Annotated in this window: 23 protein-coding genes and 2 pseudogenes; 16 read left to right on the forward strand and 9 right to left on the reverse strand. The window is 57.7% G+C overall.

The genetic code is table 11. The features are described 5' to 3' along the window. Window positions 1-65: 65 nt before the first annotated feature. A complete protein-coding gene (locus NKI61_RS11000) occupies window positions 66-764 on the reverse strand; it encodes a helix-turn-helix transcriptional regulator (protein WP_352839486.1) in 699 nt (232 codons plus the stop codon). A gap of 218 nt (window positions 765-982) precedes the next feature. On the opposite strand from NKI61_RS11000, the gene NKI61_RS11005 reads away from it, so the two are divergent. From NKI61_RS11005 to NKI61_RS11035, 7 genes and pseudogenes are all read left to right on the forward strand, one after another. Next, window positions 983-1795 (forward strand): ThuA domain-containing protein, encoded by an 813-nt coding sequence (locus tag NKI61_RS11005; RefSeq protein WP_502899892.1) that lies wholly within the window; start codon window positions 983-985, stop codon window positions 1793-1795. A gap of 73 nt (window positions 1796-1868) precedes the next feature. Beyond that, window positions 1869-3004 (forward strand): annotated as a pseudogene (locus NKI61_RS11010) (Gfo/Idh/MocA family protein). 163 nt (window positions 3005-3167) lie between these two features. Then, complete coding sequence (locus NKI61_RS11015; protein WP_352839488.1) at window positions 3168-4481, forward strand: ABC transporter substrate-binding protein; 1314 nt, start codon at window positions 3168-3170, stop codon at window positions 4479-4481. Window positions 4482-4552: 71 nt separating this feature from the next. Beyond that, window positions 4553-5455: a carbohydrate ABC transporter permease gene (locus tag NKI61_RS11020; RefSeq protein ID WP_023808138.1), complete on the forward strand. Its 903-nt coding sequence runs from the start codon at window positions 4553-4555 to the stop codon at window positions 5453-5455. 52 nt (window positions 5456-5507) lie between these two features. Next, the gene (locus NKI61_RS11025) at window positions 5508-6266 is read left to right on the forward strand and encodes a carbohydrate ABC transporter permease (protein ID WP_196814138.1); all 759 of its coding nucleotides are present in this window, start codon (window positions 5508-5510) and stop codon (window positions 6264-6266) included. Between the two features lie 14 nt (window positions 6267-6280). After that, window positions 6281-7351 (forward strand): NAD(P)-dependent oxidoreductase, encoded by a 1071-nt coding sequence (locus NKI61_RS11030; RefSeq protein ID WP_196814139.1) that lies wholly within the window; start codon window positions 6281-6283, stop codon window positions 7349-7351. Between the two features lie 10 nt (window positions 7352-7361). Beyond that, on the forward strand, window positions 7362-8363 hold the full coding sequence (locus tag NKI61_RS11035) for an ABC transporter ATP-binding protein (protein ID WP_023808141.1): 1002 nt from the start codon (window positions 7362-7364) through the stop codon (window positions 8361-8363). Here the strand turns inward: NKI61_RS11035 and NKI61_RS11040 are convergent. The 3 genes from NKI61_RS11040 to NKI61_RS11050 all read right to left on the reverse strand — a co-directional run bounded on the left by NKI61_RS11040 (window position 8358) and on the right by NKI61_RS11050 (window position 10359). Then, window positions 8358-9377, reverse strand: coding sequence for a LacI family DNA-binding transcriptional regulator (locus NKI61_RS11040; protein WP_031209048.1), 1020 nt, complete (start codon window positions 9375-9377; stop codon window positions 8358-8360). The two genes, NKI61_RS11035 and NKI61_RS11040, sit on opposite strands and share 6 nt — an antisense overlap. Before the next feature lie 210 nt (window positions 9378-9587). Further along, on the reverse strand, window positions 9588-9875 hold the full coding sequence (locus NKI61_RS11045) for an HAD hydrolase-like protein (protein ID WP_348626598.1): 288 nt from the start codon (window positions 9873-9875) through the stop codon (window positions 9588-9590). Beyond that, window positions 9775-10359, reverse strand: a complete 585-nt coding sequence (locus NKI61_RS11050) for an HAD family hydrolase (RefSeq protein ID WP_023808144.1) — start codon at window positions 10357-10359, stop codon at window positions 9775-9777. The genes NKI61_RS11045 and NKI61_RS11050 overlap by 101 nt, the downstream gene beginning before the upstream one ends. 606 nt (window positions 10360-10965) lie before the next feature. On the opposite strand from NKI61_RS11050, the gene NKI61_RS11055 reads away from it, so the two are divergent. The 6 genes and pseudogenes from NKI61_RS11055 to NKI61_RS11080 all read left to right on the forward strand — a co-directional run bounded on the left by NKI61_RS11055 (window position 10966) and on the right by NKI61_RS11080 (window position 16130). Further along, complete coding sequence (locus tag NKI61_RS11055; protein ID WP_023808145.1) at window positions 10966-11781, forward strand: ABC transporter ATP-binding protein; 816 nt, start codon at window positions 10966-10968, stop codon at window positions 11779-11781. 72 nt (window positions 11782-11853) lie between these two features. Beyond that, window positions 11854-12580 (forward strand): annotated as a pseudogene (locus tag NKI61_RS11060) (transporter substrate-binding domain-containing protein). Window positions 12581-12594: 14 nt separating this feature from the next. Continuing rightward, on the forward strand, window positions 12595-13284 hold the full coding sequence (locus NKI61_RS11065) for an ABC transporter permease (RefSeq protein ID WP_023808148.1): 690 nt from the start codon (window positions 12595-12597) through the stop codon (window positions 13282-13284). A 5-nt stretch (window positions 13285-13289) separates the two neighbouring features. Beyond that, window positions 13290-14042 carry an ABC transporter permease gene (locus NKI61_RS11070; RefSeq protein WP_352839494.1) on the forward strand — a complete coding sequence of 251 codons (753 nt, stop codon included), beginning with the start codon at window positions 13290-13292 and terminating at the stop codon, window positions 14040-14042. 210 nt (window positions 14043-14252) lie between these two features. Next, window positions 14253-14795 (forward strand): M14 family metallopeptidase, encoded by a 543-nt coding sequence (locus NKI61_RS11075; protein ID WP_196814141.1) that lies wholly within the window; start codon window positions 14253-14255, stop codon window positions 14793-14795. A 411-nt stretch (window positions 14796-15206) separates the two neighbouring features. Then, window positions 15207-16130: an arginase family protein gene (locus NKI61_RS11080; protein WP_031209057.1), complete on the forward strand. Its 924-nt coding sequence runs from the start codon at window positions 15207-15209 to the stop codon at window positions 16128-16130. 206 nt (window positions 16131-16336) lie between these two features. Here NKI61_RS11080 and NKI61_RS11085 read toward each other — a convergent pair whose 3' ends face one another. Both NKI61_RS11085 and NKI61_RS11090 read right to left on the reverse strand, forming a co-directional pair. Continuing rightward, a complete protein-coding gene (locus tag NKI61_RS11085) occupies window positions 16337-17578 on the reverse strand; it encodes a Zn-dependent hydrolase (RefSeq protein WP_352839497.1) in 1242 nt (413 codons plus the stop codon). A 167-nt stretch (window positions 17579-17745) separates the two neighbouring features. Beyond that, window positions 17746-18690, reverse strand: a complete 945-nt coding sequence (locus NKI61_RS11090; RefSeq protein ID WP_031209058.1) for an ornithine cyclodeaminase family protein — start codon at window positions 18688-18690, stop codon at window positions 17746-17748. Between the two features lie 267 nt (window positions 18691-18957). Here NKI61_RS11090 and NKI61_RS11095 point away from each other — a divergent pair, with 267 nt between their 5' ends. From NKI61_RS11095 to NKI61_RS11105, 3 genes are read left to right on the forward strand one after another with little or no spacing between them, the layout of a single operon-like run. After that, the gene (locus NKI61_RS11095; RefSeq protein WP_023808154.1) at window positions 18958-19725 is read left to right on the forward strand and encodes a transporter substrate-binding domain-containing protein; all 768 of its coding nucleotides are present in this window, start codon (window positions 18958-18960) and stop codon (window positions 19723-19725) included. A gap of 52 nt (window positions 19726-19777) precedes the next feature. Then, complete coding sequence (locus tag NKI61_RS11100) at window positions 19778-20464, forward strand: ABC transporter permease (protein ID WP_031209059.1); 687 nt, start codon at window positions 19778-19780, stop codon at window positions 20462-20464. A gap of 52 nt (window positions 20465-20516) precedes the next feature. Further along, the gene (locus tag NKI61_RS11105) at window positions 20517-21197 is read left to right on the forward strand and encodes an ABC transporter permease (RefSeq protein WP_245276635.1); all 681 of its coding nucleotides are present in this window, start codon (window positions 20517-20519) and stop codon (window positions 21195-21197) included. A gap of 302 nt (window positions 21198-21499) precedes the next feature. Here NKI61_RS11105 and NKI61_RS11110 read toward each other — a convergent pair whose 3' ends face one another. The 3 genes from NKI61_RS11110 to NKI61_RS11120 are packed head-to-tail and all read right to left on the reverse strand — an operon-like array spanning window position 21500 to window position 24167. Continuing rightward, window positions 21500-21910: a RidA family protein gene (locus NKI61_RS11110; RefSeq protein WP_050593036.1), complete on the reverse strand. Its 411-nt coding sequence runs from the start codon at window positions 21908-21910 to the stop codon at window positions 21500-21502. Window positions 21911-21964: 54 nt separating this feature from the next. Beyond that, on the reverse strand, window positions 21965-22708 hold the full coding sequence (locus NKI61_RS11115; protein WP_023808158.1) for an MBL fold metallo-hydrolase: 744 nt from the start codon (window positions 22706-22708) through the stop codon (window positions 21965-21967). Window positions 22709-22739: 31 nt separating this feature from the next. Then, entirely contained in the window at window positions 22740-24167 is a 1428-nt protein-coding gene (locus NKI61_RS11120; RefSeq protein WP_352839502.1) for an NAD-dependent succinate-semialdehyde dehydrogenase, read from the reverse strand. Between the last annotated feature and the right edge of the window lie 8 nt (window positions 24168-24175).

A 24175-nucleotide genomic window follows, 5' to 3' on the forward strand; every position in this document is an offset into this window, starting at 1 on the left:
GGATTGAGGTCAACCTGCAGTTTGCCGACCTCATTTCCGTTCGGGCATCACGTGATTCCGTGGGGTCAGGCTATGAGACCGAGCCTGAATGCTTCGGCCACAGCGTGCACGGTGTTCTGTACGCCCAGTCTCTCTCGGGCGGCGCGCAGATGACTGTCGGCGGTATGGCTGCTGATCCCGAGGCGATCGGCAATGGCCTCGACAGACAACCCCAAGGAAGCCCATTGCAGGACGTCGTTCTGGCGAGGTGAAAGGCCGACGCTCCCTGTCTGCCTGTTTTCTTCGGCCAGAATTACTGCTTTTCCAAAAGCATATGCAGCGACAAGAAGGAACGCGTCCTGTTCGCCGGGCGGCAGTTCAAGTTTTTCACCGGCAATGGATAGCCCGACTCTCTGCCTTTCAATGGTCAGGAATGAAAACGTCAGACCTTCACGCAGTCCGAATTCGGCTGCCTCGTCCATGACACGACGGGCGCCAGGCCAGAGTTCGCCAAGGCTGCCGAGGTCACGCCACGAAAATGGACGACTTCCCTGAGCGACGAGGCGGATGGTCGGATCACGATAGAGATAGCCATTCGAGAAGTAGCGATCCGTCCATTCAGCCGGCCAGCGATCCAGCAGCACATGGGACAACTGCTCGCGGCGTGAGGCGCTGGGGGGCGGGATAATGCCGGCAAGGATATTGGTCGTGCCGAACTGGCCCGCGAACGAGAGGAGAGCGTCTCCGACATCCTTCATTGAACTGCTATGCTGGATGCCAGCCATGAAAGCATAAGTCTCATCAAGCCGGCGCCGCCAGTTTCTGGTCGTGCGGTCCGACAAGGCTGGTCTCAACCGGCTCGGTTGCATCGTTGCATCACTCACGGTCCCGTGCGACTCACTTGCTAGATTTGCTTCTGTAACCGTTTACACGGCCTGTGTAACCGTTTACAGACGGCTGGACGACTTTTCCGCCATTCGCCTTTTGAACGGGTAAAATGACTATGAGCAATCAATCGCCAGGCCCAGCGGTGTCGATTCGATGCACCGTTTGGGGCGAGAATATCCACGAACGGGAAAACGCGGTCGTGGCGTCAATCTATCCCGATGGGCTGCACTCGACGATCGCGCAAGCCCTGTCGGAGGACTCCGGCATCGTCGCGCGCACCGTCACCTTGCAGGATTCGGAGCAAGGCTGCTCCGCTGATATCCTGGCAGAAACTGACGTCCTTGTTTGGTGGGGGCACAAGGCGCATGGCGTCGTGTCTGACCAAGCCGTCGAAAATGTAACAAAACGGGTTTGGGCCGGGATGGGACTGATTGTCCTGCATTCGGGTCATTTTTCCAGAGTGTTCAAGACGCTGATGGGAGCGCCATGTTCTCTGAAGTGGCGGGAAGCTGGAGAGCGCGAGCGAATTTGGGCGGTCAACCCGAGCCACCCTATTGCTGCGGGGTTGCCAGAGTGTTTCGTGCTCGAGCAGGAAGAAATGTATGGCGAACCTTTCGCCATACCGGAGCCGCTTGAGACAGTATTCATCTCTTGGTTTCAGGGCGGCGAGGTCTTTCGCTCCGGAGTCACCTATCAGCGTGGTGCGGGCAAGATATTCTATTTCCGCCCCGGTCATGAGACCTACCCGACTTACCATGACGGCAATGTCTGCAGGGTGTTGCGCAACGCGGTGCGATGGGCAGCTCCCGTCGGGGCACCAAGGGAAAACATCGGCGACGCGCCGAACGTGTCCGTGCATGAGGCTCCGGAGCCGCTAGAGGCGCGTGGTCCGTCACTGCATGGACCTAGCAGCGCGGGATACCGCTGAGCTCTGCATCAACGGTTGTGCCGTCCAACGATCGCAAATTTTTGGAGTTATAATGGACCGGATCCGGCTTGGCATGGTTGGCGGTGGACGAGGGGCCTTTATCGGCCCCGTGCACCGAATTGCTGCACGCCTCGATGACCACTATGATCTCGTTGCCGCGGCGCTGTCTTCCGATCCGGTACTTGCCGCCGCCTCTGCTTCTGACCTGAACATGGATCCTTCGCGCGCCTATTCTTCCTATGAGGCGATGGCGGAACGCGAGGCTGCGCGCGCCGATGGCATCGAAGCTGTTTCCATCGTGACGCCAAACAACACCCATGCCGCCATCGCAAAGGCCTTCTTGACGCGCGGCATCCATGTCATTTGCGACAAGCCCTTGTCGACGGATTCCCAGTCCGCTGCCGAAATCGGATCGCCCGGGATGCCCGCAAGATTTGCGCACTCACCTACAATTATACTGGTTACCCAATGATCCGGCAGGCGCGTGAGATGTGCGCTTCTGGCAGCCTCGGCCGGTTGCGGCTGGTTCAGGTCGAGTATCTCCAGGATTGGCTCACCCAACGGGCGGAGGCCGCAGGCTCCAAACAGGCTGAATGGCGCACCGACCCGGCGCGTTCCGGTCGGGGCGGTTCAATTGCCGACATTGGAACGCATGCCTTCAATTTGCTGCGCTTCATCACCAGGCTCGAGAGTGAGGCAATTCTGGCTGAGCTTTCCACTTTCGTCGAAGGCAGGCCTGTCGATGACAATGCGCAGGTGTTGTTGCGGTTCAATGGCGGCGCACGGGGCTCCCTTTGGGCTTCCCAGGTTGCGCCCGGCAACGAGAACGATCTGAGTGTACGGGTCTATGGTGACAAAGGTGGCCTGGAGTGGAGGCACCTTGAACCGAACTACCTCTGGTACACACCGTTGGGCGAGCCGCGGCAGCGGATTTCGAGGGGAGCCGCAGGGGCTGCGGCCGCCCGTGTGACCCGTATTCCTGCAGGGCATCCAGAAGGATATCTGGAGGCGTTCGCAGCCATCTACAGCGAGATCGCCGCGGCAATTCGCAGTGCGCGCAACGGCAACCCGGCCCCCGCCGGCCTTGCCTTCCCGACGGCTCTCGACGGCCTGGAGGGCGTACAGTTTGTCGAGGCGGCGATTGGGTCAAGTGAAGCTGGTGCGGTCTGGCGTGACTTCCAGACCTCCAATGCCGTGCCGGCAGGATAGCCTACGGAGGCATCCGGTATTGCAACATGCCAATGGCAAGTCTGGCCTGATGAGCGGTTAGGCCTGCGGGAAAAGTAACCGTTTACAACCTCAGTGTAACCGGTTACAACAGGGAGCCGTTGACGGAGTGAGTTTAGGGACGGCAGCACGGGAGGAGACGAAAATGATGCCGAAGAGCGTCGGGTTAGCTTCAACATTTTTGGCTGCAGGGATATTGGCTGCCACAGCTGCGGCTGCTCAATCCGAGATACAGGTTTCGGTGGTGGGGGAGCCTGGACAGACCGTTGTCTATGAACAATTGGCGGCCAGCTACAACGCTGAGCATCCGGAAACGAAATTCGTCATCACGAAGAACAGCTCCGACCTTTTCAACCCCGCGCTGATCCCGTCATTGTCATCCGGCGAGGGACCGGAACTCTTCGTCTATGGGACGGGGCCCGGCCAACCGGCAGCTATCATCGACGGTGGACTGGTTGCTGATCTCACCGGCTACTACAGGCAGTATGGATGGGACAAGTTCATCCCCCAGTCGGTGGTCGATGTCACGTCATCGGAGGGTAAACTGTGGGCTGTCGGGAACGAAGTCGAGACGACTGCCATGTTCTACAACAAGGCGATTTTCGACAAGCTGGGCTTGAAGGTACCGTCGACCTGGAAAGACTTCCAGGGTGTGATCAAAACGTTGAAGCAGGCTGACTACGACACCCCGATTGGGCTCGGCGGAGCCGACAAGTGGCCTATTTCCCACTGGCAATCGATGCTCTTCGGACGATATGCTTCGCCGGCCGGTTTGCAGAAAGTGATGTTCGGCGGAGGCGCGTGGAATGCGCCGGAATTCGTCAAAGCCGCAACGCGACTCCAGGAAATGGCCGAACAAGGCTATTTTGGGCCAAATCCGGTGGCCGACGGATATGCCGAGATCATGGAAAAATTCTGGGCCGGCAAGATCCCGATGACATTTACTGGTTCGTTTGCGATCCAGACCGGTGTCGCTACAGCAGGAGATCGCATCGATGATTTTGGTGTCTTTCGGGTGCCACCTTTTGAAGCAACCCAGAAAGTGTATCCGACCGAAGGCATTGGATCGGGTTGGTACATAAGCGCGACTTCCAGTCACAAGGATGAGATAGCAGCCTTCCTCAATTACCTGCTGTTTACCCCAGCCAGCCGCGTGACGCTGCTCAATGCGGGAACGACCCCCGTCGGTCCTCTGTCCGAAGCGCTTCCCAAGGCAAATCTTCCCAAACTTACCCAGGCCATGGCGGCACTTAACGATCGCGACCGCGCAAATGGCACGATCTACGCCTACCTCGATACCGTTACGCCCAACAACATAACCACCCTGACTTATGATGGACTCCAAGCGCTTCTCCTTGGCCAGACGAAACCGCAGCAATTCGCTGATGAAATCGAGGCGGTCTGGCAAGCGGACAAAGTCGATGGCAGCATACTGAAGCCCGGCGGTCTGAAGCCATAGGTGGCAAGCGGAGGCTCGAGGTCTGGCCTCCGCGTTTGCCAAGCCCCATTATTGAACCCGAGGACCATCAAATGTCCCTTGTCAGCGCGCACACGCGTGGCGTCTCAAGTTCCTATGCGTCGGCTTCGGCGTTCCTGTTCGTGTTGCCGGCGTTCGGCCTCTTCGCAGCATTTGCACTGCTGCCAACGCTGGCAGTCATCCAGTACTCGTTTACGAAGTGGGATGGCATCAGCAAGGTAAAGCAGTGGGTTGGCCTGGCCAATTATGCTGGTTTGCTTAGTGACAGAATATTCTGGGCAGCGTTCCTCAATACTCTGGAATGGTCGGCAATTATCGTCGTCATCAATGTCGGCTTGGGGCTCATCGCAGCGGCAGTCATCGCGCGTTTGCGCCGTGGCCGGGTCGTTATCCAGACCTGCTTCATGGTTCCAGTGGTAATGGCGCCCATCACGACCGCCATCATATGGCGGTGGATGTATCAGCCCGACGGACTCATCAACGCAGGCCTCCTTCGGCTCGGCCTCGATTGGCTGACGATGCCCTGGCTGGGCGATTCGCATACGGCGCTACCGGCAATCGCCATTGCCCATTGCTGGTCCACCATAGGGCTGAGCATCGTGATCTTTCTTGCCGGGCTGCAGGCTGTCGACGAGGAGCTGTATGACGCTGCGGTTATCGACGGAGCTTCGCCGGTACAGACTTTCTGGCACGTTACGTTGCCCGCCATCCGGCCCGTGACAGCCGTCGTCATTGTTCTCACGGTAACTCATGCTTTCAAGGCATTTGACCTGATCTGGGCGATGACAAAGGGTGGTCCGGTTCGCGCCAGCGAGATCCTGTCGACCTATATGTACAAGCGTGGGGCCATTGAAAACGACTATGGCTATGGGGCCGCCATCGGAGTTGCGCTGCTGGTCATCGTGACGCTGGCAATGGGCACCTATGCCTGGCTGCAAAGCAGAGCGGAAGACTGACATGACCAGGCGATACACGGTTCTGGCTGTCTTCAGCTTCCTTGCGCTGCTGATGATCGCGCCTTCGGTTCTGGCGATCTCTACCTCATTGAAACCTGCGGCCGAGGCAGACGTGCCATGGGCAATCCCTCACGTGTGGACATTCGAGCACTATGTCCTGGTTTGGACAGAGGGCGGTTTCGGCCGATATTTCTTCAACTCTTTCATCATCTCGTTTGTCGATGCGATGGTCATGATCGTATTCGCTTCTCTTGCCGGTTATGCGCTAACCTTCATGAGCTTCCCGGGAAAGCAACTGATCAGGTTCGCATTTCTGGCCGGGTTGATGGTGCCGGTGACGGCGATTGTCCTGCCGCTCTATGCGTCGATACGAAGCCTGGGACTGATCGGAACGCATCTGGGGGTGATCCTCTGCGATGTCGCCCTGGCGCTACCGATCTTCGTGTTCCTGTTCGCGTCCTATTTCAGGAAGATTCCTGTGTCGTTGCATGACGCCGCGCGCGTCGACGGCGCCAGCGAGTGGGAGATATACAGCAGGGTCATCCTGCCAATCGCCAAGCCGGTGGTGGTTACGACGGGATTGCTCGAGTTCCTGTGGAGTTGGAACGACCTCCTGCTCAGGCTCGTCCTGATGCCTCGCGAGTCGTCAAGAACGCTGGCCGTCGGACTGCTGATGTTTCAGGGAGGCCAGACACGCGACATCACCAGCCTTTCGGCCGGTGCAGTGATCATGGCGCTGCCAGTCGTGCTTCTGTTCATAATTTTCCAGCGTCACTTTGTCCGCGGCATGACGGCGGGGGCAGTCAAATAGAAATGGATGCGAAAATGCAAAAACCCGTTGTTGTCCTCGACCCCCATTGGCGCCAGCTCGACGAGCTGTTCAGCCCGGTCGATTTCAGCGCACTCAATCAGCTATGCGAGTTGGTCTGGGCAAGGGATGAACCAATGCCGCGCAGCGTTCTTGAAGAGAATCTGCATCGGGCGAGCTTCATTATTTCGGCGCGACCCAAGCTGGACGCCGGCGACATTGCGAGAGCACAAAATCTGCAAGCGGTCATCGAGGTGTCGGGATCTTTTCCAGAGACGATAGACTATTCAAGCTGCTTTCGGCGCGGGATCGAAGTCCTGTGCTGCGCGCCCGGCTTCCGCACTTCCGTTGCGGAAATGGCGGTTGGACTTGCCTTGGCTGGGGCGAGGGGAATCGTGCAGGAGCACGAGGCCTTCCGGATCGGCAAGGAGCATTGGCTCGACGACAATGCCACGACCGATTTCAGTTTCTATGGACAGACGATCGGATTCGTCGGTTTTGGCTCGATTGCGCGCGAATGCTGTCGGCTGCTTGCGCCGTTCATGCCGAAGATATTGGCCTATGACCCTTGGCTAAGCTCTGAAATCGCCGAACAACATGGCGCGGAGCTGATGGCACTTGACCAGGTTGCTCGATCGAGCCGGTGTTTGTTTGTCACTGCGTCGCCAACCAAGGCTAACAAGGGTCTTGTTGATGCGGCGACGCTGGCGACAATGCCGCCAGGCGCCCTGCTGGTTCTGATCAGCAGAGCCCACGTGGTCGATTTCGGCGCGCTTGAAGTGGCAGTACGGGAAGGGCGCATCCGCGCTGCTATCGACGTGTTCAGTGCCGAGCCGGTGCCTTCGAACGACAGCGTCAGAACTTTGCAGAACGCGATCTTGTCACCGCATCGTGGTGCAGCGGTCAAAGATGGGCGGCATCCGATTGGGCAGATGATTGTCAAGGATCTGGTGCGAATGCTTGGAGGCGAGCCACCGGCCGATCTCCAGCGTGCGCAACCGGATTTGGTTTCGTACCTCGCAGGGGCGCAACCGGCTAATGACGATCACAGCATGGCCGCCAATCGTGGCCGCGGAACAATTCGTTGAGGATGGCTGCATGGCACGCATCGATTTAAAACATGTCTCGAAGCGCTTCGGTCACGCCAAAGTTCTCGACGACATAAACCTGACGATAGCCGACGGCGAATTTATCGTGTTCGTGGGCCCGTCCGGCTGTGGCAAATCTACGCTCCTGCGGCTGGTGGCGGGCCTCGATGAGATCTCCGATGGGCAGATACTCATAGACGGTGTTATCAGCAACAAAATGACGCCGCGGCAACGCAATGTCGCCATGGTTTTTCAATCCTACGCGCTCTACCCGCATATGACCTGCGCAGAGAACATAGCCTTCGGGCTCACTCTCGAGCGGCGGCCTCGCGCCGAGATCGACCAGCGTCTGAACGCGGTCGCTTCAACGCTCGGCCTAACGGAGCTGCTGGCCAGGCGGCCTGGGCAGTTGTCCGGTGGGCAACGGCAGCGCGTCGCCATCGGCCGGGCGCTGGTCCGGGAACCTCGCGTTTTCCTCATGGATGAACCGTTGTCGAACCTGGATGCAGGGCTGAGAACGGACATGCGGGTGGAACTGAGCGAGTTGCATCGGCGTATTGGAACAACGACTGTCTATGTCACGCATGATCAAGTCGAGGCGATGACGCTAGCTGACCGGGTCGTGGTCATGAATGCTGGCCGCGTCGAACAGGTAGGCACGCCAATGGAAATCTATAACCAGCCAGCTTCAAAGTTCGTTGCCGGCTTTATCGGTTCGCCGAAGATGAATTTCTTGGCGGCCGATCACCCCGGCCATGCGTCGGTCGGAATACGACCTGAGCATCTCAGGATCAGCGGCGCAGATGGGGCTTGGAACGGGGCGGTTTCTCTTGTCGAGCGATTGGGGAGTGATACCATCATCCATATCAAGACGGACGATGGGCGCACGTTGTCCGTTCGCGAGAGTGGCCAGCACGACTATGCGGTCGGCTCGGTGCTCGGGCTGGTGCCGATAGAAGAACATCTCCACCGATTCGATCCGGAGGGCCGGCGGCTGCAGGGAAGTTTATAGGAATGCTGCGGTGCTTTCTCGAACGATCAACTCGGCGGACAACATCTGATCAAGTGGGCCATTGTCGATGCCGAGTATCTGGTCGATGAGCTTTTTGCAGGCTGTCGCTCCCCACACTTCTCTTGGCAATCTCATCGTCGTAATCGCCGGTGTGGTGGCACTCGCGTAGCTGAGGTCATCAAAGCCGACGACCGAAACATCTTTGGGGACACGAAATCCCGAAAGGGAAAGCTGATGCATTGCTCCAAGCGCCATCTCGTCATTGTGAGCGAAGATGGCGGACGGTTGAAGGTCCTTCGACAGCAAGGCCATCACGGCATCCCGTCCGGATTGGACTCGAAGATCGCCAGGAATGAGTGCGCTCGACGGCACAGCATATCCGGCATTGGCAACCGTGTCAGAGAAGCCTGCCAGCCGTGCCCGGAAATCGGCGAATTCCTGACTGCCGTGGATCTGGGCGAATCTTTTATGGCCCAGCTGCAACAGATGTTCGGCAGCATCTTTTCCCGCCGCATAATTGTCGATGCGGACCATTGGGATTTTCGCACCGGCATCGTGATTGCAGGCGACGATCGGTGGCCCGCGATAGCTGTCGTCAGTCGCGGCTGGTTGCGGTAGGCCTTCGGGCAGCCGCCCGATGTTGGAAATTAGGCCGTCGGCCTTGCCGGCAGCAAGCATCCCAACGTAGGTGGCCTCGCTCTGCGGGCCCGCGGAGGTATCCCCGATCAACATCGTAAATCCGCGTTCCCGGGCCTCCTTTTCGATGCCCTTGAAGAATACAGGAAAGAACGGGTTCGCGATGTCCGAAACCAGCACAATAAGCGCGTCAGAACGACCCCGGCGAAAATCAATAGCCTGTCGATTGAACTGGAATCCGATCGACTGTGCAGCCTCGTTCACTCGGGTTCGGGTATCCTCCTTCACGCTGTCGGGACGCGTCAGGGCGCGCGATACGGACGCAATGGAAAGGCCAGCGAGTTTCGCGACATCCCGAATTGTTGGGCGATTTCCCATCTAGGCTCCCATAGGAACATCAAACACGAAGCATTCTGTAAACGGTTACAATTGGCTGGTCAAATTGAGCTCAAGAGGCATGTCCGCGAATTAAATGCCGCGGCTCGCTGACCGCGTCCAATCGGAAATGCAACGGTCGAGCGTTATTGGAGTATTCTGGATCGCTCCCCGTAGGAACCGGATCAACACGCGAGCCGAAGTAGCAATTGGTCAGACCCATGCGTGACCGGCTAGATCGGCCAAGCGGGCGACGATCAGGTCGGGTTTGAAGGAGAAGCGAGGAAGGTCGGCAGACGAAGTCACGCCCGTAAGGACAAGCACTGATCGCAAACCCGCCTCGAGGCCGGCGAGAACGTCAGTATCCATTCGATCCCCGACCAACACCGTTTGCCCTGCATCAACGCCCAGTTTCTCGAGGGCACATCGGGTCATGAAGGAATTTGGCTTGCCAATGAAGTATGGCTTCATACCGGTAGCCTCTGCGATCAGGCTCGGCAACGGACCCGCATGCAGGGTGAAGTCCTCTCTCGGTCGGTGCGGTTGCGTCAGAATTGGTCGCGATGAACCGGGCGCCTGCAGAAATGAGGTGTGAGCCTGTGGCGATCTCCTCATAGTGGTACGAGGTAGCGTCGCCGAGAACGACATAGTCAGGTGAGAATGCCGTGATCCGACACCCGGCGGTTTGGAGTGCGGAGGTCAACCCATGATCGCCGACGACATAAGCCGAAGCGTTCGGAATCTGTGTGCTGACAAACCGCGCAGTTGCGAGCGCTGAAGTGTAGATGTGGTGAGGTTCGACGGGAAAACCCATCTCGCGTAGACGATGCGCGTGATCCTCCGGTGTGTACTTGGAATTGTTGGTAAAAACCTGAAAGGGTCGCGTCGCTTCGACAAAGGCGCGGACAAAGTCGATAGAACCGTCGATAGGCATCCCCCCACGTACAAGAACGCCATCCATATCCAAAAGGTGCGCGATTTCCATCGCTGTCTCCATGATTTGATTGAGTGGACTCGGCGCCGCGGTTGCGAAGGCATAGAATGCAAAGCCAGTGCGCCTTGAAAAGTCATTCAGTTCTGCCGTCGTGCAAATAGGATGCTCTGGCGTGCGAAAAGGCGAGTCCTGCAATGGCGCTTTTGGCTCAGTGGGGCGCCGGGCTATTGCGGTTCGGCTTTCACTACCTTGAACCGGGAATTGCGTGAGCGCATCTGGAAGCGCGCCCACGACCACTCCGGGCGGGCGCCAAAGAGCATAAAGCGACCGGCCACGCGGTGGATCATGTAAGAGTTTATGGCCACCGCAAGCACCTGCGCGGCGAGGACGACCGCCCTCCACTGCAGGAATTCGAAGGTGGCGGGCGCGCCGCCGCCAAACAGCGGTTGCTCCTACGATTGGTATTGTCCCAGATCGAGAACGGGTCATTGCTACTACCGGGCCGGCGCGCATGACTCGCCGTGAGCGGACGTAAGTTTGCGCAGTTCCGCCAGGAACAAATCTCAGGATTGGAAACTTCGCTTGCCATTTTCAAAAACGATTTTGGCACCACTTTGTAAGATGGTCATCCAAACTTGGGTGGGAAGATTTTAAATCGTGGACGATCAGAGACCGCCGATCCAACTCGCCGACACCCTGCGTAAAGGTGGGCTCAAGCTTCAGGTCCGCGACCTCCGCAAACTTTTCGGAAATCTGGAAGTTTTAAAAGGGGTCTCGCTTGACGCGAACGAGCACGATGTCATCTCGATCTTGGGCGCAAGCGGCTCGGGGAAAAGCACATTCTTGCGCTACATAAACTTCCTAGAGTCCCCGACTAGCGGAACGATCACACTTAACAATGAGCCGATTAGGACCAAGGTCGGCCCGAACGGTAATCAACATCCCGCGGACCCAAAGCAGTTGCAGCGCTTTCGCGCAAAACTGGCCATGGTTTTTCAAAGCTTCAACCTGTGGTCTCACATGACGGTGCTCGAGAACGTCATTGAGGGGCCTATCCAAGTGCTGGGCATCGAGCGAGCTCAGGCGATCGCAACCGCCGAAAGCTTGCTCGACAAGGTTGGGCTAACCGATCGCAAGAACTACTACCCAGCCTTTCTCTCTGGCGGCCAGCAGCAGCGCGCCGCGATTGCGCGGGCGCTCGCGATGGATCCCGAAGTTCTGCTGTTTGACGAACCGACTTCAGCCCTGGACCCGGAGCTTGTGGGCGAAGTTCTGTCCATCATTCGCGCGCTGGCAGAGGAAGGTCGAACAATGATCATCGTTACGCATGAAATGGCTTTCGCGCGCGACGCCTCCAGTCGCGTCATCTTTTTGCGGGATGGTCAGATTGAAGAGGAGGGTGACCCTCGGACGATCATGACAAGCCCATCGTCACCCCACTTCCAGCGCTTCCTCGCGCGAACGCATCGGTGATAAAACCACGGGAGGACTACTATGATACCTCGATTTGCAGGTGCTCTTCTAACGGCGGCCGCCATTCTTCTCATGCTAGGCGAAGCCGAGGCTGATCAGACTATTCATTTCGCCACCGAAGGAGCTTTCCCCCCATTCAATGAACGGGCTTCGGACGGATCCCTTGCGGGCTTCGAGATCGATCTCGGCATGGCCATATGCGCGAAGATGGGCCGTCACTGCGAGTTCATCGCTCAAGAGTGGGATGGTATGATCCCTGGCCTGCTCGCTCACAAGTATGACGGCATTTTCGCGTCCATGGCGATCACCGAGGAGAGAAAGAAAAAAGGTCGACTTTTCCAACAAATACTATGAGTCCGGCGGTGTTTTCGTGGCCCCGGTTGGTGTGACCATCGATGTTGCGGACAAGCAGCTTAAAGCCAACACGGTGGGGACACTCTCCGGGAGCACTTATCTCTGCTATCTCGAAAAGACCTATCCAACGGCGAAAGTCGTAACGTACCCCAACGCCGACGCCCTCTATCTCGACCTGACGTCCGGCCGTCTGGACGCCATCTTTGCCGACGCTGTCGCTTCGGATTTCGGTCTGCTCAAGACCGACGCCGGCAAGAACATGGCGTTCGCGTCCAAGATCGTAACCGATCGCGGCTGCTTCGGAGAGGGAGCCGGCATTGGACTCCGGAAGGAGGACGCCCAACTGCGCGAGGAACTCAACAAGGCGATCACCGAGGTCCGTCAGGATGGAACCTACGACAAGATCGCGAAGAAGTACTTCGGCTACGACATCTACGGAAACTGATCGGACCATATATCGTGGAAGCAGTTCTGCAGTTTTCCCCGTTCCTGTTGGCTGGCCTCAGGGTGACAATCGCCTTGAGCATTCTGTCGGTGATGGTGGCCGTTGCCCTGGGCCTCCTTGGCGCCTTGGCGAAGCTTTCAGGTTCAAGGAGAGCTCGGCGGATCGCAGAACTCTATACGACGCTCGTGCGCGGCGTGCCTGATCTCGTTCTCATGTTGTTGCTCTACTTCGGTGGGCAAATGGCATTGAACCGGATCGGCGCCGCCACAGGCTTGTGGGGCTATGTCGAACTCGATGCCTTCACCGCTGGCTTCCTGGCCATCGGGTTCATTTTCGGATCCTACATGACGGAAACTTTTCGAGGAGCCCTATTGGCAATACCGCGTGGTCAGATCGAAGCAGGCATCGCGGTTGGAATGGGCCGGTTGACGCTCTTTCGTCGCATAATATGGCCGCAATTGGTCCGGTTCGCCTTGCCCAGCTTCACCAACATCTGGCTCAGTCTCATGAAGACGACTGCCCTCGTGTCGGTGATGGGACTCGAAGATCTTGTCTACAACGGCTATGCCGCCGGCAAGACCGCACATCAACCCTTCACCTTCATGTTCGTTGTGCTGGTAACCTACCTGATCCTGACGTCGATCTCGGATTTGGGACTTCGTTGGCTCGATAGGCGCTATAGCGCTCACCTGCACCAAGCGTAAACATCATGAACCTCGCCGATATCACCGCAGAACTTACCAGAATAAGCGAGTCATGGTCTCCGGTCGATTTCATGTTGGCAGCAAAGCATGTCGACCTCTTCCTGCTGGGCCTGCGGAACACGATCATATTGCTGGTCGGCTCCCTGTGTCTCGCGAGTCTTCTCGCTATTCCGCTTGCTGTCGCTAGGGCGATGCGCACGCCAGTCTTGAGCACATGTGTATTTGCCTACACCTATCTGTTTCGGGGCACGCCACTGCTGGTACAAGTCTACCTGCTATACTACGGCGCGGCGCAGTTCTCCTTCGTTCGTGACTCATATCTTTGGGTTATCCTGCGTGAGGCTTGGTGGTGCGCCTTCATTTCCCTAACCTTGTGTAGCGGTGCTTACATCACCGAAGTTTTTCGGGGAGCGATCGAAGCCGTACCCCGGGGGGAGATCGAGGCCGCCAAGGCTTGCGGCATGTCGGGCTTCACGGTTTTTCGTCGTATCACACTTCCAAGCGCACTAAGAAGTGCGCTTCCGGCCTACGCGAATGAGGTCATTTTTTCGGTCCACGCGACCGTGATCGCAAGTACAGTTACGATCATCGATATTCTCGGCGCGGCTAAGCAGTTCAACATTAAATATTATCTCGCCTTCGACGGCTTCTTTATTGCGGCGACTTTCTACATGACAATGGTCTTCATTATCAGCCGTGGCTTTCATTTCTGGGAGGGCAAATGGCATCGCCATCTACCTCGGCGACACCACTCCTGATGTTTGCAGATTGGAGTTTCAGAATTTGATGGAACATCTTGGCACATACCGGCTGACATACCTGAAGAAGGAGGGGCCCGGCTCACAAGCTGCGGTGCAGGTTAGATGAGCATTCGGCTTGACATTGATCTCGACGCGCCAGGACGACAAATCGGCACAGTCTCCATATCTCTGGACTCTGCTGACGGATGCGAGCCTCAGGATATAGCGATGGCCATCATTTCGGTGCGCTCTGGCGTCGGGCCAACATTGGGGCTGACCGCCGGAGTCCACGGGGACGAATATGAGGGGCAGGTCGCGCTAGCGGAGCTTGGCCGCTCGCTTGATATAAGCCGTGTGAACGGCCAAGTCATTATCATGCCAACCGTGAATGGTCCCGCCTGTTTCGCGGGGCAGCGCAATACACCACTGGATGGCATGAATTTAAACCGTGCCTTCCCTGGTACCCCCAACGGAACTTTCACAAGTCGACTGGCCCATTTTATCGAAGTCGAACTATTAGCACGCGCCGACTATGCCGCCGATTTTCATTGTGGTGGGGAGATACTCCATTTTCTGCCTTCCACGCTTTTTGTCGTCACCGGTGATGCCGCCGGGGATCAGAGGAGGATGGATCTCGCCGCAGCATTCGGAGCTCACCACTGCATGCTGTTTGGGTTCAAGACGATGGGCGTGGAAGTGGGAATGGATGCGGCGATGCTGCGGCAGAACGTCGTGGGCATCAGCGGAGAGTTGGCGGGTCGGCCGAACTGAGCATTCCGACGCTTGAACTTTGCCGGCAGGGTTTGCACAGACTGCTTTCTCATGTCGGGATAACAAAGCCTAAAAATCCAACAACGCTAATCCATCCGAAGTTGGTGGATGTTCGCGCCGACGAATGTTATGTGGTCGCTAAGCGCGAAGGGCTGTTCGAACCCTTGGTTAGACTTGGGGAATACGTCAAATCAGGTTCCCCTGTCGCGCGGATGCACCGGCCTGACAGACCAGCAGAACCGGCCACTTTTGTCCGTGCGCGCTGCGACGGCATTGTGATGGCAAGTCGGGCGCGAGCCAAATCATCACCAAGCGACTGGCTCTTCGTTATCGGGCAGCCGGCGCAGCTTTGATTTTGAATCGCTGAAAGATAAGGACTACGGAAATGCGTGCCTCACGGGGATTGGTTTTATGAGTGCATCACCCTCGTTTCTTGGTTTGCCCGCACGACTTGCAAACCAACGTTCGCCTCGAATCATCCTATTCGGTGTCGGTCACGGCAGCTCGTATACAGGGACGGACACCAGAGGGTACGCGTTGGCGCCCGACGCCATTCGCGCCGCAAGCAAGGATGGCGCTCGGAACGTCGAGAACTGGGATTTCGATCTTGGAGGGCCTCTCTTCAACGGTGAGCCCGGATGCTGCATCGACGCTGGCGACGTCCAGACCACCATGCATAACAACGCAGGCAACCGGTTCGAGATCGAGGCGAAGACGAGAGCTGTACTGGCGCAGCAGGCAGTACCGGTTGCGATCGGCGGCGACTGTTCGGTAACGATTCCCTTCCTTGCAGGCTTTAAAGACCATGGGCCGATCTGGGTATTGCAAATCGATGCCCACATAGATTGGCGCGACGAGATTGACGGGGAACGCTACGGATCTTCAAGTCCCATGCGTCGGGCAAGTGAGATGCCACACGTCGCCGGCATGGTGCAGGTTGGATTGCGGAGCGTCGGTAGCGCGCGCACCGCCGACGTCGAAGACGCGCTTCAATACGGAAGCCTCTTTGTGACGTCTCGTGAAGTTCACGCGAGCGGCGTCGAAACCGCGCTGCAATGCATTCCGGATGAAGCGCACGTCGTCGTCACGCTTGATTGCGACAGCATCGACCCCGGTGACATGCCGGGCGTCGTGGCGCGCACGCCCGGCGGCCTCACTTACATTCAGATTGTCGACCTGATCGCAGGCCTTAGGCGCCGGACGAAAATCGCCGGGTTCAATCTCGTCGAATTCTTCCCCCCGGCCGATGTTGACGGGATTTCGGCTGTCATCGCCGCGCGCATTGTCACCAATGTCATCGGTTCTATCGTTCGGCAATACCGGGACTCGCGTTGAAGCCTGATCCCTCGCTCCGCTCTTCTCATTGGTCGCAGAACGCAGGTAGCGGGGCAACGCGCTCAAGTCTGGTGCTGACGATGCAATTACCGGCAGGAGATTCGGTCACCTAGAATGAGGGGTGAGCGAGCAACACTCGAAAAGCCAGAATAGCTCGCGGCCGGAAAAATGCCTCAGGTGTCGAAGGAATTCTCATTCGAACCGCTCTATAAATATGCAAGCCTGTAGAGCGTTCCTGCCAGCACCTTGATGCTGGCGACGATGTCGGGAATCGAGGAAAATTCCTCCGGGGTGTGGCTTCTACCGTCCTTGCTACGAACGAATATCATCCCAGCGCGAGCGAGCTTGGACATTTGCTGTGTGTCGTGGCTGCCGCCGCTTGACAGCGCGCCCAGCTGGACGCCTTGATCCTCGGCGGCGGCCTTGATCGCCGTGACGATTTCAGGATGGCAGACGAGGGGCACTTGGTCTTCAACCACCGAAATCTTGACTTCCAGGCCGCGGCGATTGGCCACTTCATGGATCAGGGTTTCGTGCAAGGCATAAAGCCGCTTCAAGGCATCAGGACCAGGATGCCGGACATCTATCATGAAGGTTATCTTCGCTGGAATGATGGCCGGCAGGTTCGGTTCGACCCGGACTTGGCCGACGGTTGTTACGGCCGGTCGTCCCCACCGTTCCGCAGTTGAAATGACGCCGCTTGCGATTTCGGCGAACCCCGCCATCGGGTCGCGGCGCGAATCCATCGGAAAGGCGCCTGCGTGATTGGCTTCTCCGGTCAATTCTATTCGGTAGTGGCGAAGGCCGTTAATCGCAGTGACGAGACCGACCGCAAGGTCTTCGGCTTCGAGCACAGGCCCCTGCTCGATGTGCAGCTCGATAAAGGCGCCGATGTCATTGCGCTCGGCGGTCGCCAAAGCATTCGGATCCAGGCCAGCATCCTTCATGGCCTGGCCGATCGAGACGTCGTCGTCATCGACCAGTTCGTCGAGCTCGTGCCGCTCGATGCAGCCGGTTATGGCGCGCGAACCCCACAGGCTGGCGGCGGCGAAGCGGCTTCCCTCCTCCTCGCAAAGCGCAAGCACCTCCAGAGTGCGACGAGGCCTGCCGAATTGCTTGTTCAGCGCATCGATCGCGACCAGCGCCGCAATCGCACCGAGGGCGCCATCGTAGCGCCCGCCGGGCGTCTGACTGTCGATGTGCGATCCCGATACGATGGAAGGCCCGGCTTCCTTGCCTTCGAGCCTTCCCCAGACATTGCCGACAGCGTCCTGATGCACGGCAAGACCTGATTTCCGGCACCAGCCGGAGAAGTGATTGGCGGCCTCGACCCACTCCGGCGAATAAACCGTGCGCCAGACACCGGTCCCGCTATGAGCACCGAACCTGCCGAGGTCGAGGATCAATCGTTCGACATGTTCAGGGTCGATGTGAATCGGTTCTACCATGTCGTTCTCCCTCGCGGTCGATGAACCACAAATGCGGCCAGCGCCTGCGTCGTTTCCATTGTTCCGCACCCCGTTCAGTACGGCGACGCCGTTTTCGCTACGTGTCTGGCTTCCGCCGGGACGAAAGTCGGACTTCTCATACGAGCCCTTTAGATTATACGAGCCCTCTAGATTAAACGGGCGACAACCGCTTTGGCGATCATGATATCCTGGACCGCCACGCCCGTCAGATCGGCGACGGTGATGTCCGCGCGCGAGCGCTGGGCAACCTTTCCGGAAATGACATTCCCGAGTTCGACGACGCGGTCGCCGTCTATGGCGCCGGCTCCAATCGCTGTATGGATCTCGCCGCGCAGCAGGCACTGCTGTATGCTGTCGGCAACCACCATGCTGGCATTTCTCAGGAGCATCGGATCGAGCTCGCTCTTTTCGGGCGTATCCGAACCCATCGCGGTGATATGGGTGCCCGGCCTCACGAAGCTGGCGAGCAGGTAAGGCTCATGGGACGCGGTCGTCGTGACGATCAGTTGCGCGCAGGAGGCTACTTCTTCTGGACTTGCTGCAACGCGTGCGGTGTAGCCCATCCGCCCGATATCGCGCACCGCGTCTGCCGCTCGCGCGTCGTCGCGCCCCCACAGAACGAGGTTTCGGCACTCCGTCACGCGGCGCAGGTAGTCGGCCTGCAGGCGCGCCTGAACGCCCGAGCCGCAAATGCCGATGGTTAGCAAATTCGGCGGCGCAAGATGACGGGCTACGACGGCGCCCGCGGCCGCTGTCCGGTGATTGGTTAGCTCGCCGTCTTCGAGCAGGACGCAGACGATTTGCCCGGTCTTTGCGGAAAACACCAGCATGCAGCCGGAGAAGGGCGGCAGGCCCAGTTGCGGATTGTTGAAAAATCCCGTCGCGAGCTTCACGACAAAGACGTCGTCACCGCGCACGGCGCCATATTTGATATGAAGTTCGCCGTTTTCGTCCGGGAAAAGTAGTTCGCCGACAGGAGGAACCTCGACCTTGCCCTCGGACAAGGCGACAAACCCACGCTCGATCTCGGCCACGACATCGATGTCTGGCAGGGCCTTCAAGATCTGCTCAAGCGGCACGACTCGCGTCAACTTCATCTCCCCAAGCAAAACAATAATTCCGATCGACCTGCGCGGCCCTAGCACATGAGGCCATCGATTAGTTGCCTAGTTTGGAAACCTGGCTTGAGGATTTAGGTAACGCACGCGACGTCGGCTTGACCAACGTTAGAGCCACAGATGGACCGAAGCGGCCGAGTGACCCTCGAGACAGAGGGCGGTGAGCATTCGACTTGCCGATGGGCTCAAGGGGCGGTCCGTCAACTCGCTACCAGGATACTAAACTGAGGGGAATAAAATATGAAAAACAAACTGCTTGGCTTCATTGCCGCTGTCGGAATTGCTCTCACCCCGATCGTAGCGGCGGCCGCGGACATAACACTCGCAACCGAGGCAGCGTATCCGCCGTTCAACTTTAGAGCCGCGGACGGATCGATCGCGGGCTTCGAGGTCGATCTGGGGCAGGCTCTGTGCAAGAAAATGAATCGCACCTGCATATTCGTCGCGCAGAACTGGGATGGGATGATCCCCGGGCTGCTGGTGAAAAAGTTCGACGGCATCTTCGCCTCCATGTCCATCACCGAGGAACGCAAGAAGCAGATCGACTTCACCGATCCATACTATCAGACCGCCGCCTCCTTCGTTGCACCCGATGAGACAAAGATCGATTTTTCCGACAAGACACTTGGCGGGCTGAAGGTCGGCACGGTTCCAGGTGTGTCGGAATGCTATCTGGAGAAGGCCTACCCCAACGCCTCCATCCAAGTCTATCAGAACTCCGAAGAGATGTTCCTTGACGTCAGCTCGGGCCGGCTGGATGCCGTCTTCTCAGACAAGATCCAGCTCGACTTTGGCCTTTTGAAAACCGAGCGCGGCAAAGGGTTCAGCTTCCAGGGCGATTCCATCAGCGACCCGGGTTGTTTTGGCGAAGGCGTCGGTATCGGCCTCAGGAAAGAGGACACGGAGCTTCGCGAGGCCTTGAACAAGGCCATCAAGGAAGTCCGCGAAGACGGCACCTACAAGGCCATTAACGACAAATATTTCAGCTACGACATCTACGGCAAGTGACCCGGTGCAAACGCACTCCGGCGCGCTAAACAGGCGGGGAAGGTGATTGACCGTGGCTAGCGCGGGCGACTACCTGCCATTCGTTCTGCGAGGCATCTACGTCACCGTCGCATTGAGCGTCTGCTCGCTCGTGGTTGCGACAGGGTTGGGACTGCTTGGCGCATGGGGCAAGTCATCGTCGGTCACGGCTCTGCGAAGGACGGCCGAGACATACACAACGCTGGTCCGGGGTGTCCCGGACCTCGTCCTGATGCTGCTTCTCTATTATGGTGGGCAGGCGTTCGCGAACTGGATTGGTATCACTACGGGCTTGTGGACACGGATGAACCTCGACCCATTTACGGTGGCCGTTGTGGCGATTGGCGTGATCTTCGGCTCTTACATGACAGAGACCTTTAGAGGCGCCTATCTGGCAATCCCGCGGGGTCAAAGCGAAGGCGGGAAAGCTCTCGGCCTGAGCAGATGGCAACTCTTCAGGGTGGTTATCTGGCCCCAGCTCGTCCGCTACGCCCTGCCGAGCTTTTCCAACAATTGGTTGAGCCTTATGAAAACAACGGCTCTAGCCTCGGTGATGGGACTAGAGGATATCGTCAACAAAGCCAACGCTGCCGGGCGGGCAACGCATCAGCCTTTTTCGTTCATCGTTATCGTCCTCGTCATCTATCTGGCTATGACGGCGGCCTCGGATCTGGGGCTGGGTATCCTGACGCGGCGGCTACGTATTTCGGGTCCCGTGTGATATGGTAGAGGCGTTGTCCCGCTTCCAAGCTGTCTCGCCTATCGACTTCAGAGTGATCCTCGACAATTGGCATCTGTTTGCTCGAGGCCTGGTGAACACGCTCCTGCTTGTTTCGATACCGCTGCTGCTTGCTACCGCTCTCGCCATTCCCTTGGCCGTGATCCGGGCACGGAAGGTCCGCATCCTTAGCCCGCTGGTGTTTTGCTACACCTATGTCTTCCGCGGAACTCCGCTGCTCCTTCAGCTATATCTTCTCTACTACGGAGCCGCCCAGTTCGATGCCGTGCGCCACTCCTTTCTTTGGCCGGTGCTCCGTGAGGCGTGGTGGTGTGCCTTCATTTCCATCGCGATCTGCTCGGCCGCCTATCTGACGGAAATCCTCAGGGGGGCAATTGAGAACGTTCCGCAGGGCCAGGTGGAGGCTGCCAAAGCACTAGGCTTGTCCGGCCTGCAACAATTCTGGCTGATCGTTTTCCCGTCAGCCTGGCGCCAGGCTCTGCCGTCTCTGTCCAACGAGGTGATCTTCGCGCTGCATAGCAGTGTCATTGCGAGCACGATCACCATTATCGACATCCTCGGCGCAGGCAGGATGCTCAACAATAAATATTACCTCGCCTCCGAAGGCCTGTTGACCGCTGCCGTCATCTACCTGGCGCTTACTTTTCTGATAACCGCGGTTTTCCGACGGGTTGAGCGCAAATATCTCTTACACCTGCAACTGCCACGATCGTGAAAGATCCGGGCTTGCGTCAATGAAGCTCGCTTGCCGGCACGAATTCTATGTCCATCAAGACGCGGCACCGGTCGGGCTTCGACGCGCAAGGCGGCGACCGAGGCCATCAATCGCAGATAGCTTGCCGGTAGCGGGACAGTGACAATCTTGGACAAGGAAGCCGAGGTCGGAATGGTTCGGCGAACTCGACTCTGTAATTACGCAGCGCCCGCACACGGAGCCTGCTGACATTGCGGGTCTAAGGAAACCGCGCAGCAGAAATGCAAGAGTTCTTAGCATCAGACCGCGAGGTCTACGCGCGTTTATGGCGCCGCGTCGTCCGGGATCACTGCAATCGCTTCTACTTCAATCAAGTATTCCGGGTATGCGAGCGTTTCCACGCCTACGAGCACGTCCGTTGGATGATGGTTTCCGAACACGGCCCGACGGCCGGGATCAATCATCGCCAGATATTCATGCTTGTACTTCGCCACATAGATGCCAAGCCGCGTTACGTCCTCTGGCTTGGCGCCCGCAGCGCGCAGAGCCAAGTCCAAATTTGCGAAAGCCTGAGCCGCCTGTTTCGCCATGTCGCCTTTACCAACAAGCTTGCCGCTGGGGTCTTCCGGGTATTGTCCGGCAATGAACACCATTCGGCTCCCTCGCGCTATTATGACATGGGTGTAGTTGTTGGGAGCATCTATTCCTTCAGGGTTTATGCATAAATGCGCCAATGTTCCCTCCTCTTTGAACGGCTGCCGTAATATTTTAAATCGAAAAACCGAAACTCATTGCTGCCGATCGATAAACTCTTCTACGATCTGCAAATATCGTTTGCCGTCGAAACTTGGGTAATGCCCGGCATGACACGCTTGTACGGGCAAGTTACGGATCCGCTCGCAAGACGCCAGATACTGATCATGATCTGAGTGGTACCATCTGGTGCGTCCAATTCCGCGTGACCCGTTGTGAACGGCATCACCGCTTAACAAGATTTGGTCTGCGCGATCGTACAACATGATCGATCCCGGCGAATGTCCAGGTACGTGGATCACCTCAAACGCCCGATCACCTAGGTCGATGACATCTCCATCTTCCAGGACCCTTGTCGGCGCAGCGGGGGCGATCCTATGGTCTTTGATCTCAAGGGGATCGATCGGAACGCCAACCATCTCCGGCACCGCATAGGGCTCGTAGATCGTGTTGGCTGCGGTGGGGTTCGCCAAAACGCCGGCCTCGGCAGAGTGGGCGCAACGGCACTCAAACTCGTGATTGCAGCCGATGTGGTCGCAATGGCTATGGCTCGAGACCGCCACGACATTCCGGCTGACTTCCTCGCCAATAAAGCGGCGCAGGGAAACAAATCCAAACCCCGTGTCGAAAAGCAGATTTCTGTCGCGCCCTCGCACCAGCCACATATTGCAGCCGTGACCTTCGTCTATGTACGTCTCACGGATTTTCCATATGTTTTCATGGACGCGATCCGAGCTGTACCATTCCCGACTTGTGAACTGAGAGAAACGCCGAAACATCAAAACCACTCCGCGATCAACGTCTCAAATCCTAGATTTGCGAGATGAATTTGGTGGACAAGTAGGCGTCTATTCCCTCCGTGCCCCCCTCGGACCCGATGCCAGAATCCTTGATCCCGCCAAAAGGCGTTTCCGGAAGGCTCAGGCCCAGATGATTGATCGATACCATTCCGCTTTCGACGGCCGATCCCACGGCGGCGGCGGTTTTTGCCGAGCCGGTGTAGGCATAGGCAGCTAGACCGTAGGGGAGCCGATTTGCTTCCTGGACCGCGTCATCAAATGTCCCGAAGGGCCTGACCAGGGCGACAGGCCCAAAAGGCTCCTCATTCATCGTCCTAGCGTCATTGGAAGGGTTAGCGATCACCGTGGGCTCGTAGAAATAGCCGCGGTTGCCTATCCTCTTGCCACCGGTCCTGATTTCGCCGCCGGATTGCAAGGCATCCGACACAAAAGCATCAATGGCTTCCAAACGGCGGTTATTTGCCAGCGGCCCCATCATCGTGCCGCTGGTCAGTCCGTCGCCGACCTTGATAGCCGCCGCCTTCGCGGAGAATCTTTCAACGAAAGTTTCGAATATGGATTCCTGAATCAGGAACCGGGTGGGCGATATGCACACCTGGCCAGCATTCTTGAATTTCGCGGAACTCAGGCTATCGACCGCCGCATCGAGATCGGCGTCGGCGAAAACGATCGCCGGCGCGTGTCCCCCAAGCTCCATCGTGGCACGTTTCATGTGCAGCCCTGCCAGCGAAGCGAGCTGCTTTCCCACCGCGGTTGAGCCCGTAAACGAGACCTTTTGAATAAGCGGATGTGAAATAAGATATTTTGAGATTTGCGCGGGGTTACCGAAAACCAGATTGATCGCTCCTGCAGGGACGCCCGCGTCGATAAATGCTTGCAAAAGTTCTGATGGAGAGGCCGGCGTTTCCTCCGGCGCCTTGATGACTACCGAGCATCCAGCCGCCAATGCCGCCGACATTTTGCAGACGATTTGAATTGTGGGAAAATTCCAGGGCGTAAAAGCTGCAACGGGGCCTATCGGCTCACGAACCGTGAACTGATGAATGCCTTCTCCACGGGAAGGGATGACACGGCCATACGTGCGCGTTGCTTCCTCGGCGAACCAGTCATTCGTTTCTGCAGCCGACCGAACTTCGTTGAGAGCTTCATGGAGTGGCTTGCCCTGTTCGATCGAGATCAATCGGGCAATCTTGCCTTCACGTTCGCGAAGAAAGGCAGAAGCGCGAAGCATGACCCTTGCTCGTTCGAGCGCAGGTATTTTTCGCCAAACCAAGAAGCCCCGGTGGGCTGCAGTCACGGCCTCTTCAAGATCGCTCTCATTTGCTTTGGCAACCGTTCCAATCACTTCTTCGGTAGCAGGGTTGATCACCGAAATGGTCTCGCTGGCCGATCCCGAGCGCCAGGTGCCATCAATGTGCAGCAGGGTGTCTTGGTACATTTGAGAAC

The organism is Mesorhizobium sp. M0514, assembly GCF_040321145.1.
Classification (GTDB): domain Bacteria; phylum Pseudomonadota; class Alphaproteobacteria; order Rhizobiales; family Rhizobiaceae; genus Mesorhizobium.